General features: G+C 60.3%; 17 protein-coding genes. 4 read left to right on the top strand and 13 right to left on the bottom strand.

Going from position 1 to position 19427, the window contains the following annotated elements:
• Positions 1-66: 66 nt before the first annotated feature.
• The gene (locus OB87_RS00490) at positions 67-1521 is read right to left on the bottom strand and encodes a M20 family metallopeptidase (RefSeq protein ID WP_033567489.1); all 1455 of its coding nucleotides are present in this window, start codon (positions 1519-1521) and stop codon (positions 67-69) included.
• On the bottom strand, positions 1521-2846 hold the full coding sequence (locus OB87_RS00495; RefSeq protein ID WP_033567490.1) for a M20 family metallo-hydrolase: 1326 nt from the start codon (positions 2844-2846) through the stop codon (positions 1521-1523). The genes OB87_RS00490 and OB87_RS00495 overlap by 1 nt, the downstream gene beginning before the upstream one ends.
• Positions 2847-3008: 162 nt before the next feature.
• On the opposite strand from OB87_RS00495, the gene OB87_RS00500 reads away from it, so the two are divergent.
• Positions 3009-3908: a LysR family transcriptional regulator gene (locus tag OB87_RS00500; protein WP_033567513.1), complete on the top strand. Its 900-nt coding sequence runs from the start codon at positions 3009-3011 to the stop codon at positions 3906-3908.
• Between the two features lie 80 nt (positions 3909-3988).
• Here OB87_RS00500 and OB87_RS00505 read toward each other — a convergent pair whose 3' ends face one another.
• From OB87_RS00505 to nifL, 5 genes are all read right to left on the bottom strand, one after another.
• A complete protein-coding gene (locus OB87_RS00505) occupies positions 3989-5665 on the bottom strand; it encodes a methyl-accepting chemotaxis protein (protein WP_033567491.1) in 1677 nt (558 codons plus the stop codon).
• Positions 5666-5983: 318 nt separating this feature from the next.
• Entirely contained in the window at positions 5984-6496 is a 513-nt protein-coding gene (locus OB87_RS00510; RefSeq protein WP_033567492.1) for a nitrogen fixation protein NifQ, read from the bottom strand.
• Positions 6496-7893 carry a nitrogenase cofactor biosynthesis protein NifB gene (gene nifB, locus OB87_RS00515; RefSeq protein ID WP_033567493.1) on the bottom strand — a complete coding sequence of 466 codons (1398 nt, stop codon included), beginning with the start codon at positions 7891-7893 and terminating at the stop codon, positions 6496-6498. Before nifB ends, OB87_RS00510 begins: the two co-directional genes overlap by 1 nt.
• 176 nt (positions 7894-8069) lie before the next feature.
• A complete protein-coding gene (nifA, locus tag OB87_RS00520) occupies positions 8070-9641 on the bottom strand; it encodes a nif-specific transcriptional activator NifA (protein WP_033567494.1) in 1572 nt (523 codons plus the stop codon).
• Positions 9638-11188 (bottom strand): nitrogen fixation negative regulator NifL, encoded by a 1551-nt coding sequence (nifL, locus tag OB87_RS00525; RefSeq protein ID WP_033567495.1) that lies wholly within the window; start codon positions 11186-11188, stop codon positions 9638-9640. The genes nifA and nifL overlap by 4 nt, the downstream gene beginning before the upstream one ends.
• Positions 11189-11641: 453 nt before the next feature.
• Between nifL and OB87_RS00530 the strand changes: the two genes are divergently transcribed.
• The 3 genes from OB87_RS00530 to OB87_RS00540 all read left to right on the top strand — a co-directional run bounded on the left by OB87_RS00530 (position 11642) and on the right by OB87_RS00540 (position 14312).
• Positions 11642-12172 carry a flavodoxin gene (locus tag OB87_RS00530; protein ID WP_033567496.1) on the top strand — a complete coding sequence of 177 codons (531 nt, stop codon included), beginning with the start codon at positions 11642-11644 and terminating at the stop codon, positions 12170-12172.
• Between the two features lie 242 nt (positions 12173-12414).
• Positions 12415-13779: a DNA-3-methyladenine glycosylase 2 family protein gene (locus OB87_RS00535; protein WP_033567497.1), complete on the top strand. Its 1365-nt coding sequence runs from the start codon at positions 12415-12417 to the stop codon at positions 13777-13779.
• A gap of 50 nt (positions 13780-13829) precedes the next feature.
• Positions 13830-14312 (top strand): methylated-DNA--[protein]-cysteine S-methyltransferase, encoded by a 483-nt coding sequence (locus OB87_RS00540; RefSeq protein ID WP_033567514.1) that lies wholly within the window; start codon positions 13830-13832, stop codon positions 14310-14312.
• Between the two features lie 351 nt (positions 14313-14663).
• Here OB87_RS00540 and nifM read toward each other — a convergent pair whose 3' ends face one another.
• From nifM to nifU, 6 genes are read right to left on the bottom strand one after another with little or no spacing between them, the layout of a single operon-like run.
• Positions 14664-15449, bottom strand: coding sequence for a nitrogen fixation protein NifM (gene nifM, locus OB87_RS00545; protein ID WP_033567498.1), 786 nt, complete (start codon positions 15447-15449; stop codon positions 14664-14666).
• Positions 15446-15889 carry a nitrogen fixation protein NifZ gene (locus tag OB87_RS00550; protein ID WP_033567499.1) on the bottom strand — a complete coding sequence of 148 codons (444 nt, stop codon included), beginning with the start codon at positions 15887-15889 and terminating at the stop codon, positions 15446-15448. The genes nifM and OB87_RS00550 overlap by 4 nt, the downstream gene beginning before the upstream one ends.
• Entirely contained in the window at positions 15873-16142 is a 270-nt protein-coding gene (locus OB87_RS00555; protein ID WP_033567500.1) for a nitrogenase-stabilizing/protective protein NifW, read from the bottom strand. Before OB87_RS00555 ends, OB87_RS00550 begins: the two co-directional genes overlap by 17 nt.
• Before the next feature lie 4 nt (positions 16143-16146).
• Positions 16147-17295, bottom strand: a complete 1149-nt coding sequence (gene nifV / locus OB87_RS00560) for a homocitrate synthase (protein ID WP_033567501.1) — start codon at positions 17293-17295, stop codon at positions 16147-16149.
• A gap of 12 nt (positions 17296-17307) precedes the next feature.
• Complete coding sequence (gene nifS, locus OB87_RS00565; RefSeq protein ID WP_050515593.1) at positions 17308-18552, bottom strand: cysteine desulfurase NifS; 1245 nt, start codon at positions 18550-18552, stop codon at positions 17308-17310.
• Positions 18553-18587: 35 nt separating this feature from the next.
• Entirely contained in the window at positions 18588-19412 is an 825-nt protein-coding gene (gene nifU / locus OB87_RS00570; protein WP_033567502.1) for a Fe-S cluster assembly protein NifU, read from the bottom strand.
• Between the last annotated feature and the right edge of the window lie 15 nt (positions 19413-19427).

Here is a 19427-nt window from a genome sequence, read left to right on the forward strand (position 1 = left end):
GGCGGTTGCGGGAACGGCGCAACGGCAGCAAACGATTGCCGGACTACGGTCAACAAACCGGGAGCATTAGCCTTGCAACGGCGATGGCTGGATACCGGCCGGGATCGGACAACGGTACGGCGTTTCCTGCCGTTGCTGCCGCCACTCCTGCTGACTGGCTTGCAGCAACGCGCTATCGGTCAACAGCGCCAGCGCGGTGGCGGACATCACCTTCGCTGCCAGTACCATGCCCTTGTGTGCCAGCGAAGTGCGGCCCTGTGCCACCGCCTGCCAGGTATGCAGCGGCGTGCCGAGCGCGTAGCAGGGGCTAAAGCACTGAGCGGTCGGCACCAGCCAACTGACATCCCCCACATCGGTGGAACCGGAAAGCAACGATTCGGTCGGCGCATAGGGCGCAACCTGCGAGGTCAGCACCTGGCCTTTCAGCGTGTGGCTGAACGCCTGGCCGTCCGCGCCGCCGGTGCGGACAATGGTCGCCAGACTGCTGGCGATATCCTCGGCGCTCAGCGTCCGGGCTATCTCAGCGGCGTACTCCTGCTCCTGTGCGCTGTACGTCGGCACGCCAAACGCCGTGACAAAGCCATACATCGCCTGTTCCAGCGTCCGGTTCGGCACATAGTTGGAACAGGCTTTGTCAAAGCGCACCGTCAGGGTGGTGTCGGTCATCAGCGCCGCGCCGCGGGCGATATTCACTACCCGCTCGTAGATGGCCTGCGCCTGATCGATCTGCGGCGCGCGCACCAGATACAGCACTTCGGCGTCTGCCTGCACTACATTGGGCGAATGGCCGCCGGTGTCAGTCACGGCGTAATGCAGCCGTGCGTCGGGAATGATGTGTTCGCGCAGGAAATTAGCGCCGGTGTTCATCAACGTGACCGCATCCAGCGCGCTGCGCCCCAGATGCGGCGCAGCCGCCGCGTGCGCCGCCACGCCTTTGAAACGAAAAGCGGCCTGAATGTTGGCCAGCGTCGGGGTACAAAACATGCCGCTGAAGGTTTCCGGATGCCAGGTCAGCGCCGCATCCACGTCATCAAACACGCCTTCGCGCGCCATGAAGGTTTTGCCGGAACCGCCCTCCTCACCGGGGCAGCCATAAAAACGAATGGTGCCTGACTGTGGATGCTGCTCCAGCCAGGCCTTCACCGCCAGCACGCCACCCAACCCAGCGGTGCCGAGCAGGTTGTGGCCGCAGCCGTGTCCATTACCACCCGCGGCTAGCGGCGATGGCGCAGCGCAACCGGCCTGCTGGCTCAACCCAGCCAGCGCGTCGAACTCGCCCAGCAGAGCTATCACCGGCTGACCACGGCCAAAACTGGCGACGAATGCGGTATCAATATCCGCGATGCCGCGCTGCACGCAAAACCCCTCCGCTTCCAACGCACTGGCTAGCCGTTCAGCAGAGTAATGCTCGGTAAAGCGGGTTTCTGGGTGATCCCAAATATCATCCGCGATGGCAGCCAGTTGTGGTGCACGGCCATCCAGCGCCTCGTTGATGAACCCGACAATCGCCTGTGTCATCATCAGCCCCCAAACTCGCGGATATTGAGCGCCAGCAACGCCAGCGTTTTCACCGCCACCGCCATCACGTCTTCGTCAAAATCGAACTTCTCGTTGTGATGCCCGGCGCTAAGCTCGGTGCCAAACACCGCGTAAGACGCCAGACCACCATGCGCTTTTACCCGCTCCATCAGGTAGGTGGCGTCTTCAGAACCGGCCGCGCCGTCTTTGCGGTCGATGATATGGGTCAGCTCCTGCACCTGCTCCGCCTGACGGTGAATAAATGCCACCCATTCCGGGCTGGGCTGGCTGCACTGCGCCGCCCCCATCAACGCCATATCGACTTCAACGCCGTGCATAACCGCCGCGCCCTCAATCACCTTCAGCGCCTGCTGGTAGATAAATTCATTGACTTCATTGGTGGCACCACGGGTTTCCACTTTCATCATGGCGTGCGACGGCACGACATTGCGCCCGGTTCCAGCCTGCAACACGCCGACGTTGATACGCGAGCTGCCGCCGCTGTGGCGTGGAATAGCATGAAGCCCGAGCGTGGCTTGTGCTGCCGCCAACAGCGCATTGCGGCCCTCTTCCGGACGCCCCCCCGCGTGAGACGCCACGCCGCGGTAGGTGACATCCAGCTTAGTGGTCGCCATGAAGGTGTCGTTGCCGCACACCAGATGCCCGTTCGGAATGCCAGTGCCGATATGAATGGCGGTGAAATAGTCCACATCGTCCACCACGCCCGCTTCCGCCATGGACTTCCCGCCGCGGGTGCCTTCTTCCGCAGGCTGAAACAGAATCTTGATAGTGCCGCACAGGTGCTCACGCATCGCCATTAACACCTGTGCCAACCCTAACCCGATGGTGGTGTGGCCGTCATGACCGCAGGCGTGCATCATGCCAGCGTTGCAAGACGCGAACCCATCGCGGAACGGGCGGTGATCGTCCGCCAGTTGTTCGTTAAGATCGAGCGCGTCCATATCAACGCGATAGCCGATGACCGGCCCAGGGCGTCCGGTATCCAGCGTCGCCACGATGCCGGTAAAACCGCCGGAGAAATAGGGCAACCATTGCGGTAACGCGCCTTGCGCCAGCGCCCGTTGTTCCTGCACCTGTAATACCTCGTCCGACGGCAACCCCATGCGGGCATCGCTGCTGATCACTTCCCGCCCAAGCTTAAGCGAATAACCCAATTGGTGTAGCGCGTCGGCGACCCGTGTGGCGGTGCGGAACTCCAGCCAGCCGGATTCCGCATATTTATGCAAATCACGGCGTGTTTCTCGCAGCCATGGAATGAGGTGTTCCACACGTTGTGACAAATCTGAATAAAGCGCGTCTAAGTGCATAAGCCTGTTTTCTCTAGGTAGTGTCCTGACTGACGACGCCCGCGCAACGGGCTGTCACATAATTGAAAAAAATGTACACAAACCCACCAATGTGAATAAGATGTCAGGATCTTTGGCGTGATAAATCAGAGTTATCACCAGAATGGCGATTCAGAGAACGAAATGGCTCAGAACGTAAAGCTGCATCAGTTGCAATCATTCGTCGAAGTGGCGCGCCACGGCAGTATTCGGGCCGCGTCGCGGCAACTAAATCTGTCACAACCGGCACTGACCAAATCCATTCAGGAGCTGGAAGCCTGCCTGGGCGCACGCCTGTTTCTGCGCCACCGTCAGGGGATGGCGCTGACCGACTGCGGCGAAGCCTATTTCCGCCATGCCAGCCTGATCATGGAAGAGTTGCGCGTGGCTCGCGAAGATATTCAACAGCGGCTTGGGCAGGCTAGTGGCCGGGTCAACATCGGTGTGGGGGCCAGCATCGCCCACACGGTGATGCCAGAGGTGGTCAACCGCTTTCACCGGCTTTATCCGCAGGTCAAACTGCGTATCACCGAAGGACAGCTGGTGGCGATGATCCATGAACTGCGGCAGGGAGAGCTGGATTTCACCGTCAATACCTACTCCGGCTCATCCTATGATAACGAACTGTTATATGAAAAACTGATGGAAAAGGAATACTGCGTGGTAGTGCGGCGTGATCACCCCATTCAACGGGCGCATTCGCTGGAGGATTTACTGGACTACGAGTGGACCATGCCCACCCCGCGAGGCAGCTACTACAAACAGCTGTTTGACCTGTTCGCCACACTGCCGGTCACGCCCAGGGTCAGCGTCACCTGTGAAACACTGATGTCCAGCGTCAGTCTGGTTGCCAAAACCGACTTCGTCAGCATCCTGTCGCGGGATGTCATCCGCGACCCGATCCTCGGCGAACGCCTGCGGGTGCTGGAACTGGACCAGCCGCTGCCCAAAGCCACCTTCTACCTGATTCAGCGTAAGGACACCATGCTGTCGCCGATGGGCGCTCAGTTGGCGCGGCTATTCCGTCAATACTGCCACGAATAGCCGCACCAGGCGGTTAAACACAACGAACGTGCTTTACCGCCGCGAATAAACTGATGCGCCTGTGCCGCATCGTTCTGTATTTAGAACGACGTCCAGTCGTCGCCGCCTTTCCCCTGCCGGGGTGCCGGGCTCAGGTTCGCCAGCGCGGCAACTTTCCCGGCCGGTTTGAGTTCCCGGCGCGCCGCTCTTGTGTCGGCCACGCCCGGCAGTTTGAATACCGAGACAATCTCGTTCAGTTGATGCGCCTGTTCTTCCAGCGAAGATGAGGTTGCCGAAGACTGTTCAACCAGCGCCGCATTCTGCTGCGTCACACTGTCCATCTGCGTGATAGCCGTTCCCACCTGGGAAATTCCTTTGCTCTGCTCGCTGGATGCCGAAGCGATCTCCCCCATAATATCCGTCACATTGGTCACCGACTTCAGGATATCCTCCATCGACTTGCTCGCCAGCGACACTTGCTCGTAGCCATTCTTGACGTTATCTACCGACTCATCGATCAAAGTTTTGATTTCTTTGGCCGCCTGAGCGCTGCGCTGGGCCAGGTTTCTGACCTCGCTTGCGACCACCGCGAAGCCGCGACCAGCTTCTCCGGCGCGCGCCGCTTCCACCGCCGCATTCAGTGCCAGAATATTGGTCTGGAAGGCGATACCGTCGATCACATTGATGATATCGACGATTTTCTGCGAACTGTGGGTAATGTTCTGCATACTGTGGCTTACTGCTTTCACCACGTCGCCACCGTTGTTAGCCGCTTTTGAGGCATCCAACGCCAGCGAACTGGCCTGGTGGGCGTTATCCGCGTTCTGTTTCACCACCGCGCTCAACTGTTCCATACTGGCGGCGGTTTCACTCAGGGCAGCAGCCTGCTCCTCAGTGCGAGAGGATAAATCGCTGTTACCGGCGGCAATCTCGCTGCTGCCATGATAAATTTCGTTGGCACTGTGACGAATATCGGTCACCGTCTTGATCCAGTTATTCTGCATGGTGTGGACAAACGGAATTAACTGCCCAATCTCATTGCGCCCCATCTCACCGATGGTCGAATCCAGTTGCCCGTTCGACAGGATCTGCAAATGCGCTTTCACTTTTTCCAGCGGGCGACCCATCTGAATAGCAAGATAGCGGTCGGTTAATATCACCACACACAACCCGACAATCATGGCGATGACCAGCGTCACTTTACACCAGTACACCCAGGCTGAAATGCGGGTCTGTGCTTCTGTTTTCAGATTTTTAATAATCTGATTATATTCGTTGATGGCGGTAGTGAATTTAACCCGCAACGCGTTATATTTTGAGTTCGCCAGTTTCTCATAAGCATCACGATTATTTTGTTTGGCCGCATCCAGCATCGGTACAATGGCTTCACTGAACAGCTGGTAAGAGCTGTTGTAAATATCATCAATCGACTTGCTGCTGATATTAGCGTGGTCGGTCACCTTGAACTGCGCCAGCCCACCTTTTAGAAAATCCACATCCCCGGAAGCCTCATTCAGCAATGCGCGGGCGCTATCACTATTGTTTTCACCAGCAGCGGCAATCGCGGCATCCATGGTCAATTTAACTTTATAGTAACGGTCACTGGCACCATTGATAATATCGCCGTTAACTTGCTGTACATTGGTTAGACCAATCTCCCCGGTCAGGCTATTGAGCGAATACAGTGAAAAAATCGACACGCCCCCCCATAACAGGGTAAAGATGATCAGGATTGCCAGCATCATCATCCTGACTCTAATATTACGAATAAAACTCATTTAACACCTCTCAAATCAATTAAGCTGATTTTTAGTTTTATACCTGGTGATTCAGTATTATTTCTAGTTAACACCCTTATCCTTTTAATGGATACGCCTGCTATATCGGCTGTTTTGCCTTTTTATTTAATCGGCAGCTCGAAAATGATAAGAAAGATATTTAAAATAAATATATTTTCAAACGCAGCGGGGGAGTAACGAAAGAGAATAAAAGTGGAAACGGTAGGAAACCATCCGCAGGACCAGTCGTAGTATAAATGCATCATTTACGCCTCATTGCAGGGCGTCGTCGGATGAAATTATTCAGGCGCAAAGCAGTTATTCAGGCGCAAAACACAGCGCCCATTCACAGCAGTCGTCGCAACTGGGGGAGCGGCACACCAGTTCGCCGTCCTGATGCAGGCAACGCTGACGATAGAAGAATTTTTTCCAGCGCATATTTTGGTGGTTCAGCGCCACCAGTTCCGGGAAGCAGTCGCTCATCAGCAGACGCAGCTCGGCGCGGGAATCCAGCCCCAGATCCTGCCACAGGTGATTGAAGCCCAGCGAGGCGCTGGCGATGATCTGATGCATCGGCGCACCGCCCGCCGCCAGATAGCCGTACAGCCAGTCGGCCAGTTGCGCCCGTTCTTCCCGCCGGGTGTGTTGCAGTTCGCTCATCAGCGACTGGCGTTGATCCCGCGCAGCGTTCTCCTCCGGCGCGGGCTCGTTCAGCCGCTGTCGCAGCGCCAGCCAGGCGGCGTCATCCAGCCCCATTTGCCGGGGGAAGCAGGCCACGTCGGCGTCATGCAACGCCAGCAGCCGCCGCAGCCAATACTCCGCCCCAGCCATCAGGCCGCTCCCTGCGCACGTTCCCCGACGGGTTGCGCTTGCTGACGTTGCCGCCACCAGCGACCCAGCACCTCGGCGATATTCTGCCAGGCACCTTCCACACAGGGCTGGATACCCTGCTGTTCCAGCTTCTGCCACGGCGCGTAACCGATGCGAGCGCAGAACACCGCCTCCACGTCCGCCAGCAACGCCAGTATCGCCGCCATGCGATCTTCGCTGTCGGCCGGTTCGCAGTCATCATCGCCGCGGCAGTATTTGGGCGCAAAACGCTCGTTGACCAGCACCACTCCCGCGGCCGACAGGCTGTAGATTTGAAAGCGATCGGCATGGCCGAAATGGCAGTCGATCACCTCGCCGCCGGACGACGCCACCGCCACCAGACAGGCGTCCGGCTCCTCGGACTCGCCGCGCGAGGCGATACTGGCGTGCACCTGCGCGCGCTGGTGCAGTACCGGCAGGTAAGGCTGCGGCTCGGCAGGCAGCGACGACAGCCGAAACTGCTGGCTGCGGTCTTCGCCCAACATGCCGATAGCGTCGGCCCGGCACTGCTGGCAGTGCGCCATTTGCGGCATCGCTGCGCCGCACTGCGTCCGCGCCGCCGCCAGCGCCTCGGCGTCCGGTTCCGGCTGACCGTTGAGGCCGAATACCGTGCCGTGCTCCGGCCGGGCGATCAGCGGCATGATGTTGTGCAAAAACGCCCCCCAGCGCCGTGCCTGCTGGCTGACTTCAAACAAATGCCGATCGTTGATGCCGGGGATCAGCACCGAGTTGATCTTCACCAACACGCCGTTCTCCGTCAGCCGCCGGATCCCCTCCTGCTGGCGCTCCAGCAGGATCGCCCCCGCCTCGCGCCCGGTATAGCGATCGCCGTCCAGCCACAGCCAGGCGTAGATCCGCGCCGCGATATCCGGATCGAGCGCGTTGACCGTCACCGTGACGTGATCGACGCCGACATCCAGCAGCCGATCCACCGCCTCCGGCAGCATCAGGCCGTTGGTGGACAGGCATAGCTTGAGATCCGGCAACTGCTCGCGCAGCAGCGTCAGGGTGCGAAAGGTGCGGGCGAGATTCGCCAGCGGGTCACCCGGTCCGGCGATGCCGACCACCGACAGTTGGGGAATCGCCGCCGCTACCTGATGCGCTTTTGCCACCGCCTGCTCCGGCGTCAGCAGTTCGGACACCACGCCGGGGCGGGATTCGTTGCTGCAATCGTACTTGCGGTTGCAGTAATGGCATTGCAGGTTACAGGCGGGTGCCACCGCCAGATGCATACGGGCGTAGTGATGGTGCCCGCTCACCGAGTAACAGGGGTGATGCGCCACTTTGCTGGCTTGCAAAGGGGTAAAACGGTCGGTCTGGTCGGAACGACAGCCGGATGCGGAAGGGCAGGATGTCATGGTTATGGCCTATCAAAGGATGGAATCATATCCGGAGAGTGCAAGCGCCATACCGCATAGCCAAAAAAATTATCATTTAAAAAACAACGTGATAATAAGAAAAACTGCCGAAGCGGTTTGTCGGGATTGCGGCATTCGGCCGACAATGTGCCACATACCACAATCCCGCCGACCAGTTACAAACGGTGCATATTGATGTCCATAATCTGGATGCGATAGGCCACCTGCCGCGGCGTCATCCCCAACAGCCGCGCCGCCTTGGCCTGTACCCAACCGGTTTTCTCCAATGCGGCGATCAGCCGCTGGCGTTCATCCAGATTTTGATCGAGCCAGCCCTCTTCGGCGGCGGCAGGCGGCGTCGGTTTGTTCGTCATCGGTGCCGCGTCGTGGTGGTTAAACAGGATAACATCGCGGTCGATCAACCCGGTGTCGGTCATCACCGCCGCCCGTTCCAGACAATTTTCCAGCTCGCGCACATTACCCGGCCAGCTGTACCCCATCAGCAGGCGGATGGCACCGTCGCTGATGCGCAACGCCCGGCCCTGATGCGCGGCGATCTTCTTCACCAGAAAGTGCGCCAGCTCGACGATATCCTCCTGCCGTTCCCGCAGTGGCGGCAGCGACACCGGCATCACGTTCAGCCGGTAGTAGAGATCTTCGCGGAAATGACCGGCACGCACCTCCTCCTCCAGATGACGGTTGGTGGCGGCGATAATCCGTACATTGACGCGCAGGGTTTCGTCGCCCCCCACCCGCTCCATCTCCCCTTCCTGCAAAATACGCAGCAGCTTGGCCTGAAACGAGGCGCTGCTCTCGCCAATTTCATCCAGAAACAGCGTGCCGCCGTCCGCCAGTTCAAAGCGCCCTTTACGCTGACGCACCGCACCGGTGAAAGCGCCTTTTTCATGGCCGAACAGTTCGCTTTCCAGCAGGTTATCCGGCAGCGCAGCACAGTTGAATTTCACAAACGGTGCCGCCGCGCGTGGCGAATTGTAGTGGATGGCGTTCGCCACCAGCTCTTTACCGGTGCCGCTCTCGCCGCGCACCAACACCGTAGTGTCCCAGCGCGACACCTGCCGGATGATCTCCATCGTCTGGCGCATCGCCGCGCTTTTCCCCACCATGTTGTCAAAACCGAACGGTCGTGGCGCTTTACAGGCGGCCGGTCGGCTCGCCGCCGACGGTGACTCGCCGTCGCGCCGGGGGGCGCGCATCAGCCGTACCGTCTGCACTACCAGGCTGGCCACCGTTTCCAGAAAACGGGTGCTGGCCGGTAGGCGTTCCTCGTAACGCGCCATCGGCTGGGCCGCCAGCACGCCGATCGGCTGTTGTTCGATACCCAACAACGGCACGCCGATAAACGGCAGCTCGTAGTCATACAGATTAAGCCGGTCGAGAAAACGCTGATCGTCCGCCACGCGCGGCAGCGCCAGCGGCTGACGCTGGGTCATCACCGTACCCACCAGACCTTCGCCCGACCGGTAACACACCTGGCTGCTGCTGGACAGGACCCGCTGATCCTCGCAGTACAGCGCTTCCACTCTCAGCCCGCCGCGCTGCGGGTCATACAGGCAAATCATGCCGTGCTGCATGAAGGCATCATCATGCAGCACCCGCAACACCGCCTGTAACGCCTGCCCGATGTCGGTGGCCCGGCTCAGCGCCGCGCTAATGCGCTGCACCGCCGTAAACTGCTGAGACAAATCAAAACGCCATACGACGTTCCCCGTATCGGGTGCCTGTGTCATTTTGAGCCTCCTGTCAGTGAAGTGGGGAGTCTGGTTAATGGAGCGGAAGGTTCTGTGAGTGAAGCAGAAGGTTCTATAAGTGAAGCAGATAAAGGAAAGCGCAGGACCAGACAGGTGCCGCCACCTGGGCGGGACGTCAGGTCTATCGCCCCCTGATGATGCGCCACCAGCGTCTGGATTAAACGCAATTCCATCCCCTTGCCCGGCGTGGTGAGCGCGGTCTGGGTGCTGACGTAGCGCACCTGATCCAGCGGTACATTGTCTTCCAGATACAGTGACAGCCAATCGCCGTCCTGACGGGCGAACAGATGCACCGAAAGTGCGAAAGGCCGGATTTCTCCCGCCAGCGCCAGCGTACGGTCCAGCCACAGGCTAAGGCAGGCCAGAATCTGGGTGCGCTGCCCGAACCCGGTCAGTTGCGGCGTATCCAGCTCGCAACGTAGCTGGTCACCGTCGGTAAAACGGGTGTGATACAACGCGGCCAGATCCTCGGCCAGCACGCCGAGCGGCCAGTCCGCCGCCGGTTCAAAATCCAGCGACGGGCGGCAGGCCTGCAACCGCGCCACCGCCTCTTCGCCTTCGCGCCAGGCGGATTCCAGCGCCACGTTGCTGCGGTCCGCACCGTTGAGCCGACGGGCGGCCGCCAGCATGTTGATCGGGCAATTGAGCTGAATCAGCGCCGCATCCAGCGACTCGCGGATCGCCGCCAGCAGCTTGCCGTTGGTCATCTGTTGTTTGAGACGATCGAGCCGCCCCTGCTGTTGCTGCTGTTGCTGTTCGGTGCAGTCGCTGATGACGATCAGCGTGCGCGGCAGCGCGGTGTCGGTGAAATAGCGGCTGGCTTCCTCATTGACGCCTGGCAGCGCCCAGTAGCCGAGCGTCAGCCAGCGTACCGCGCCGCGAATGGTGACCGGCAGCGCCGTTCCCTGCTGCAATGCCGCCTTATTGGCCGGGTAATCCAGCACCGCCAGCAGCTCGCGGCCGCCGCAGTCGGCGCACAGCGTCTTGTAGGCCAGGTTATCCATGATCACCCGATCCTGCTCGTCCACGACTACCACTGCCGCCGGGATATTGTTCAGCACCGCGGTGATCATGGTCATGTGGTTGCGCAGCCGCTGTTCCAGCGCATAACCGGCACTGATGTCCTTGTGCATACCGAGGTAGTGTTCCACCTCGCCATGGGAATTGAAAATCGGCGTGATGTCGATTTCCGCCAGATACAGGCTGCCGTCACGGCGGCGATTAATCAGCTGACCGCGCCAGGCGCGCCCCTGCAACAACGTCTGCCACAGTGTCTGATACACCTCGGTCGGGGTCTGCTGGCTGGCGAGAATGCGGTGATTCTGCCCGAGCAGCTGTGGCAGGCTGTAACCGGTCAGGCGGCAAAACGCCGGGTTGGTGTACACAATATGGGCGTGCGGGTCAGTCAGGGAGATCGCCACCGACGACTGTTCCACCACCGTCGAAAACAGCGACGGATGCTGCCGGGACAAATGGCTGGCGATCTCGCCCAGCGGAAAAGACTCCGCCATCAAATGCATGGACATGGGGTGACTCCCTTACGGTTTGGCGGCGGGGATGTCGGCTTGTCGACAATTTGTCGCAGGCTGCGACACCCCGTCCGGCTGGCGAATAACGGAGAATAACCATGCAAACAATGCACCCTTTATTGATTAAGCCAACTAAACATTGATCCGGATCCCTGTTTTTCCACCAAAAACCACCAAACCCCGTTGCCGTGTACCTTTATCAAGGGAAAAGCCATATCACTCGTACAAAAAAAGCACAAAAAAAGTGCGCTCTTGCGCCATCAATGTGCAGAAAAATCCATGTGGCCCGTTAGCCAAAACTGGCATGGGATTCGCAAAACCGTATGTGTAACCACAGGGTTCGCAGCAGGACTCACAGCATGAATGAACAGCCTTACGTCAGCTTCCGGGCGGGCTGCTTCACTTCATCGTCCTGCATTTTCTTTTCATCACGTAATCAGGAGCACCGCTATGGCGAACATTGGCATTTTCTTTGGCACCGATACCGGCAAAACCCGCAAGATCGCCAAACTGATTCATCAGAAACTGGGCGAAGCGGCGGACGCGCCGGTCAACATCAACCGCACCTCGCTGGAGACATTTCTGTCCTACCCGGTACTGCTGCTGGGCACCCCGACGCTAGGCGACGGGCAGTTGCCCGGTATCGAGGCCGGTTGCGAAGCGCCGTCCTGGCTGGAATTCGCCGATGAACTGGCTGGCACCGACCTGAAAGGCAAAATCGTCGCGCTGTTCGGGCTGGGGGATCAGCAGGGCTACCCGGACAATTTCGCCAGCGGCCTGAAACCGCTCTACGACGTGATGACCGACCTGGGCGCGCGCGTGGTGGGCGACTGGCCGAGCGACGGCTACGAATTCAATGCGTCCGCCGCATTGCAGGAAGACCGCTTTGTCGGCCTGGTGTTGGATCAGGACAATCAGCACGACCTGACGGAACAACGCCTCGACAGTTGGCTGGCGCAAATCAAGTCCGCTATTCTGTAACGCGCATTCGGTTCCCCGCCCAATACCCACCCGGCCTTTCCCGCGCTTCGGAGAAAAGGTCGGGGATATCCTGCTCCAAAAACCACTAATCATTTGATTTTTAAAATCAAAAATATCCATCTTTACTTTTTTTGTGACAAACATCACATTTCATCACCAAGACCATTATCCTGTTCCGAAACGCGGAAGATTGGGGAACGCTTTTGCGGTTTACTGAAAGCCGGAATTCAGGGGAGAACCACATGAACGATACCGTGCTGACCATATGGCAACAGGCAAGAATCAGCCGCGATCCGCGTTTTGACGGCACCTTTTTCGTCGCCGTCAAATCCACCGGTATCTTCTGCCGCCCCATCTGCCCGGCACCGTTGCCGCTGGAGAAAAACGTCGTTTACTACCGCACCCGCACCGAGGCGATTCAGGCCGGTTTTCGCCCCTGCCTGCGCTGCAAGCCGGAATACGCGCCGCGTTTCGCCGAACTGGACCGCAAGCAACAACTGCCGGTGCGCATCGCCGCCGCCATCGACAGCGGCGAACATCTGTTGTCGAAGGTGGAGCAGATTGCCGCGGCTCACCATCTCTCCAGTCGCTACCTGAACCGGCTGTTCCGCGAGCATTACGGCTGTTCGGTGAAGGAATACCAGAACATCGCGAAGATTTTTTTCGCCAAGAAGCTGTTCCAGAGTTCCAACCTCAGCATTACCGACATCGCCGCCTCGTGCGGGTTTAACGGCCTGAGCGGGTTTTATCAGCTTATCGACAAGTACCTGAAAACCACGCCCAAACGGATGATGTTGTCGCCATCGGGCAGCCGGGATAAGGCGGAACACATCAGGCTGCGCCTCCCGGTAGGCGGCCGCTACCACTGGGATTATTTTCTGGCTTTTCAGTCCCGGCGGTTGATCGACGGCGTGGAGTGGATCGACGGCGCGACTTACGGCCGCCGCTTTATCCTCAACGGCGAGAAGGGATCGTTTCAGATACGTCCGGCGACCGCCGGGTTTGACGTGACGATCGCGCTAAGCCGCCTGGCGCTGTTGTCTCAGTTGCTGGAGCGGATCCGCAACATGTTCGATCTTAACGTCAATATCGACGCGATCGAGGATCAGTTGCGTCAGGCTTATCCGACATTGCCAATCACCTCCGGCATCCGCATTCCCGGCGTGTTCTCGCCATTTGAAGCCGCCATCCGCGCCGTTTGCGGGCAACAGGTGAGCGTCGGTGCCGCGACAACGCTGCTAAACCAACTGGTGTCGCTCTGCGCCATCGAGGAAGACAGCCAGCATTACTTTCCAACGCCGGACCGCATTACGCCAGAGGTTGTCGGCCAACTGCGCACCATGCAGTCGAAAAAAGCCACGCTGGTGAATATCGCTGACTGGTTCTGCCGCCACGACATCAGCGACATCGATCGACTCACCGAAGTGAAAGGCATCGGCCGCTGGACGCTCGATTATCTGAAACTGCGATCGCTCAACGATCCCGATATCTGGCTGGGCGGCGATCTGGGTATCCGCAACGCCTTGCGTCAGTTGGGAGAGATCGACCCGCAGCGCGCGGCACCGTGGAAGAGCTATCTGACCCTTCATCTGTGGAACACGCTGTAAACATGCAACATGTGGTGAAAAAACATCCTGTGGAGGAGAATCGTGTGAAAATGACGACGCAACAACTGGACTGCCCAGACAGCTTTCCCTGGCGCTACGCCGACGTCACCGCGGCAAACGGCTACGTGACCAGCGTGCTGTTCAGCAATGAGCAAAAAACCACCCAGCCGGATGCCGTCACGCAAGCCTGCTGCCAGCAGTTGCAGGCATATTTCGCCGGTCAGCGCACCACCTTCGACTTGCCGCTGCATCAGGACGCCACGCCGTTCCGCCAGCAGGTCTACACCCGGCTGCTGGACATCAACTACGGCGTTACCCGAACTTACCAGCAAATCGCCGTCGCGCTCGGTAATCCCAACGGGTCGCGGGCGGTAGGCATGGCGTCGTCCAAAAACCAGATATCCATCATCGTGCCCTGCCACCGGGTGATCGCCACCTCCGGCGCGCTGACCGGTTACGCAGGCGGGCTGGCGACCAAGCAGTGGCTGCTGGAGCATGAGCGGCGTTATGCCGTCAGCACGGCAACAGTGTGAGGCTGTTGAAAAACAGCCGTGTTGTTTTGTTGCTGACGAATTTATGCAAGAGCAGTGAGAAGTTTCGTGCGTGATAAAGACGGTTGTTCCTTTGCAACATCATCGCACGCACGACAAGGAGAGACTCAAACGCCGCCTCTCCTTGACCACTGGCTTGGGGGCTAAACTGTGCCGCTTCGCGGTCCCTTCGGCGTTCGCCTTCGCTGTTCGGGCCGCCCGTGACGCGCTCCCGACGCGGCACGGGCTTTCGCGACGTCCTGTCGCTCACCCGGCGAAGTCGCCAGCCTCAGCACAGTTCTTTACGCCGTAAACCTCACGAACCGCAACCAATAAGGGTTTGTCAGCGGTCTTCTACAACGTCTGCAACCATTGGCGCTGGTGCTGACGCTGACGCTGCGCCCGCAGGTAATCGGCCGCTTTAGCCAGCGCCTCCGCTTCCGGCAGCGGCGCGGCAGGGCGAATCGCCTCGCAGCGCAACAGATGCAGGCCCAGTTCGGTTTCCACCGGCTCGCTTAACGCTCCCGCCGTCAGCGCAAACAGGCAGCGGTCCAGCGCCGGAAACAACAGGCCCCGGCTGACCCAGCCCATCAGCCCGCCGTCCAGCGCAGTCGGGCAGTGAGAATGGCGCTGCGCCAGCGACGCGAAGCGCGCCGGGTCGGCGCGCAACTGACGCAACAGTTCAGCCATCTGCTGCCCGACGGCCGGGCGATTATCATCAATGGTCAACAACAGGTGGCGGGTCAAGCGCTGTTCCGGGCGACAAAAACGCCCGGCGTGTTGTCGATACCAATCCAGAATTTCAGCCGGTTGAGGCTCATCAGCCTGTGCGCCAACGCTCGCCAGTTGCAGTTCCATCAAGGCGTGATGCCACACGATGTCCTGCTGCTCGTCGGCGGAAAAGCCAGTGCGGGTCAGTTCCTCTGCTAGTTGCTGCGCCACCTGTTGCAACTGTGCGCCTGTCGCCACCAGTGATTGTCGACGGGCCGCCGTCACCACCGCGTGCTCCAGCGCCAACTGACGCAGCAACTGGCGCTCAAAGCGCGGCCGATCCGGCTCAGGCAGTTGCTCCGGCAGACAATGCCAACGGGTCTGCGCCAGCCGCAGGCGGCTGAAGCGCTGCCAGGCCGGTGGCGTCATTCGTCCACCTCCAGACTATGCAACGCCGATATCGGCACCTGAAACTGCCGCTCGCCGAACAGTACGATGCAGTTGTCTCCCCGTTCGCCTTGCGCTGTCGCCAGCACCTCGCCTTGTTGGCCCATCGTCACGACAATATCGCCATTGATCGCCAGCGGCTGCGCGCTGCACACCCGATCGCCATACTGAAAATCGCCCGCCAGCCAGGGCTGCTCCGCGTCGATCAATTCTGACTCGCGGCAGCCGACCACCCGATCCCGATCGAGAAAATGCACCTGATAGACTATCTGATCCTGAAGGAATACCCCCCACTCGCGCACATACCCGACACTGCCGCGCCGCACCAACAGTTCGCCGCGCGCCCGCCCGACGAACGTGCCGTCGTTGCGCAGCGCGCGCACCACCCGCACGGCGTCGCCACATTCAAACCTCGGCATCATCGCGGCCTCCATTCACCCAGTGTTGATAGCTCTCCGCCAGCAGCCGCCGCGCTAACTGCCAGTCAGCGTTCGGCACATCGTCCAGCGCGTTGCGCAGCGGCACTGCCGTCATCAGCCGACGGTGAAACTCGCGCAGCACCGGCACCTGACAGCGGTTCAATCGTTCGGCGTCGTATGGCACCTCAAAAAAGGCAAAAAAAGCGTCGACGCCCTGTAACGCCTGTACTCCCGGCAAACGGTAGAACCACTCCATCGGCTTATCCCCCCTGGCAGCGCAACGCCTGATCGTCGCCAAACAGATCCTGATAGATCTGGCGCAATTCGCTATCCCGCGGATTACGTTTCCCGCTTTCCGCGAACACCCGCACCGCGTCGAGCAACGCGTCAATCTGCTGTGCATCCAGCCCATAGCCCAGACGGGCGAACACGCCACCCACCGCCTGGCGGCCGGAGTGCTTGCCCAGCACCAGCCGGAACTCCCGCCCCATCAGGTGCGGATCGATACCCTGATAACTGTCCCGATCGTGCAGCAGCGCCGCCACATGCACCCCGGACTCATGGGTGAACACCTGCTCCCCTACCAGCGGTTGCTGCACATCAATGGCGCGCTGCGCGGCGTTCGCCACCAGATGGCACAGCGACGGCAACTGCATGAAGCGGATGCCGCTTGAGCGCCCGAGGCAGCGCTGCAACCCCAGCGCCACGGATTCCAGCGCCGCGTTGCCCGCCCGTTCGCCTAGCCCCAATACCGTGGTGTTGACGTGGGTAGCTCCCGCCCGGACCGCCGCCAGCGTGTTGGCGGTCGCCAGCCCCAGATCGTTATGGGCGTGCATCTCGATCTCGCCGGGCCAGCACTGGCGCAGCGCTTGAATCCGGTCATAGGTGGTGAACGGATCCAGCACCCCCAGCGTATCGGCGAAACGCAGCCGCTCCGCACCTGCGGCCTGCGCCGTTTGCGCCAGTTGGCGCAACACATCGTCGCTGGCCCGCGAGGCGTCTTCACACCCGATGCTCACCCGCAGACCGCACTGACGCGCCAGCGTAATCAACGCCGCCAGCCGGGGCAGCAGCACAGACAGCGGCTGGCGCAGTTTCTGCTGCCGCAGCCTGTCGGACGACGGCACCGAAATATCCACCCAGTCCATACCCAGATCGGCGCTCTGACGGATTTCGTCCTCGTTCATCCGGCACCAGGCCATCATCACGATGCCCGGCAGCCGCCGTCTGACCAGCGCCATACGTGAGCGCTCTTCCAGCCCCATCGCTGGCGTACCGACCTCCAGCGCTGGCACCCCCGCCTCCGCCAGCGCTTCGGCAATCGCCAGCTTTTCGCTGGCGCGAAATGCCACACCGGGGCTCTGTTCGCCGTCGCGCAGCGTGGTGTCGTTGATGATCACCTGCTCCATCGTTGGCGCTCCTTAACCGTAGGTCGGCGCGAACGCCGTCCCGGCCAGCGCCGCCGGTTTGTCCTGCTGCCAGTAAGGCGACAGCGTTCTCAGCCGGGCAATAATCGGCGGCAGTTGTTCAATCACATAGTCGATCTCTTTTTCGCGGGTATAGCGCGACAGCGAGAAACGGATACTGCCGTGGGCGGCGGTATAGGGAATGTCCATCGCCCGCATCACATGCGACGGCTCCAGCGAGCCAGAGGTGCAGGCGCTGCCGCTGGACGCAGCGATGCCGACATGGTTCATCAGCAACAGGATCGCTTCCCCTTCAATGAATTCGAACGCCATATTAAGGGTATTGGGGGTGCGCGGCTGCCCGTCGCCCATCACCATCACGCTGGGAATGCGGCGGGCCAGTTCGTGCTGCAAGGTGTCGCGCAGCGGTGCCACGGCCGCCGTCATCATCGGCAAATGCACCTCCGCCAGTTCGCAGGCGCTGCCCATGCCGACAATACCGGCGATATTTTCCGTACCGGCACGACGGCCGCGCTCCTGATGCCCGCCACGCAGCAGCGGACGAAAGCGGGTGTTGCGACGCAGATACAAGCAGCCCACGCCCTTCGGGCCGTGGATCTTGTGCGCCGAGCACGAGAGCATGTCAATATCGGTAGCGGAGAGCACGATCGGGATCTTGCCCACCGCCTGCACCGCGTCGCAGTGGAACAATATGCCGTGCTCATGCGCCAGCGCCGCCATCTCCGGCACCGGGAACAGCACCCCGGTTTCATTGTTGGCCCACATCACGCTGACCAGCGCGACGCGATCACTCAGCAAGCGGCGGTATTCCGCCAGATCCAGTTCGCCCTGCGGCGACACTGCCAGCCGGTGGATGGTATAGCCCTGCCGCGCCAGATGCTCGCACACCTCCAGCGTAGCCGGATGCTCCACCGCTGTGGTGATGATTTCGCGCCGTTCCGGTGCCAGATTCACCGCGGAGTAAATGGCGGTGGACGTCGCTTCGGTGGCACAGGAGGTAAACAGGATCTCGCTGTCATAGCGCGCCCCCAGCAGGCTGGCGACCTGCTGGCGCGCCCGTTCCAACGCGCCGCGGCACGGCGTGCCGAAATCGTGAATCGACGACGGGTTGCCGTAGTGTTCGGTCAGAAACGGCAGCATCGCTTCCAGCACCATCGGGTCAAGCCGGGTGGTGGCGTTGTTGTCCAGATAGATTTTTTTGTCTGGCGCGTTTTTTTTGTCCGGATAAACATTGTTCATGGTTTTTTCCTCATGCCTGTCTGCCTGACGGCCATTTACGCCGCCACCACGTCCATATACTGCCCGGTGCGCTCCACCAGCTTCTGTTGCAGCCAGGCCAGCGTCATGTCGGTCATCATGCAACCGCTGCAACTGCCGGACAGGCTGACCGTGACCTGGCGCTCGCTGACATTCACCAGCGACATATCGCCGCCGTCGGCCTGAATGTGCGGCCGCAGCTCCGCCACCGCTTCCGCCACCTGTTGCCAGCGCGCATCCTTCACTACCATCGTCGCCGCTGGTGTCGCCTCGTGCTCGCTCAGGATCTGCGCCAGCGCCAGTTCGATCTTTTCATGACAGGCGCTGCACCCGCCGCCCGCTTTGGTGTAGTTGATCACGTCCTGTAGCGTCGTCAGGCCGTTGGCCACCACCGCGCGGCGAATCTGCCCTTCATCCACCGCAAAGCACTTACAGATCAGCGCCCCTTCCTCGTGATCGTCCTCCAACGTTTCGCCACGGTAGTTGGCGATCGCCACCCGCAGCGCTTCCTGCCCCATCACCGAGCAATGCATTTTTTCCGGCGGCAGACCGTCCAGATAGTCGGCGATCTGTTGGTTGGTGACCTGCTCCGCTTCCCGCAGGGTGCGGCCGATGATAAGCTCCGTCAGCGCCGAAGACGACGCGATGGCGCTGCCGCAACCGAACGTCTGAAACCCGGCGTCGAGGATGGTTTCGCTGTCCGGATCGACGCGCAACATCAGTCGCAGGGCATCGCCGCAACTGAGCGAACCGACATCGCCCACCGCGTTAGCCTCCGCCACCACTCGTGCGTTGCGGGGATTAAAAAAATGGTCTTTCACTTTCTCGGAATAGTTCCACATCTGCTCTGCTCCCTA

It is taken from the genome of Dickeya undicola, from assembly GCF_000784735.1.
In the GTDB taxonomy this organism is placed as follows: Bacteria; Pseudomonadota; Gammaproteobacteria; order Enterobacterales; family Enterobacteriaceae; genus Dickeya; species Dickeya undicola.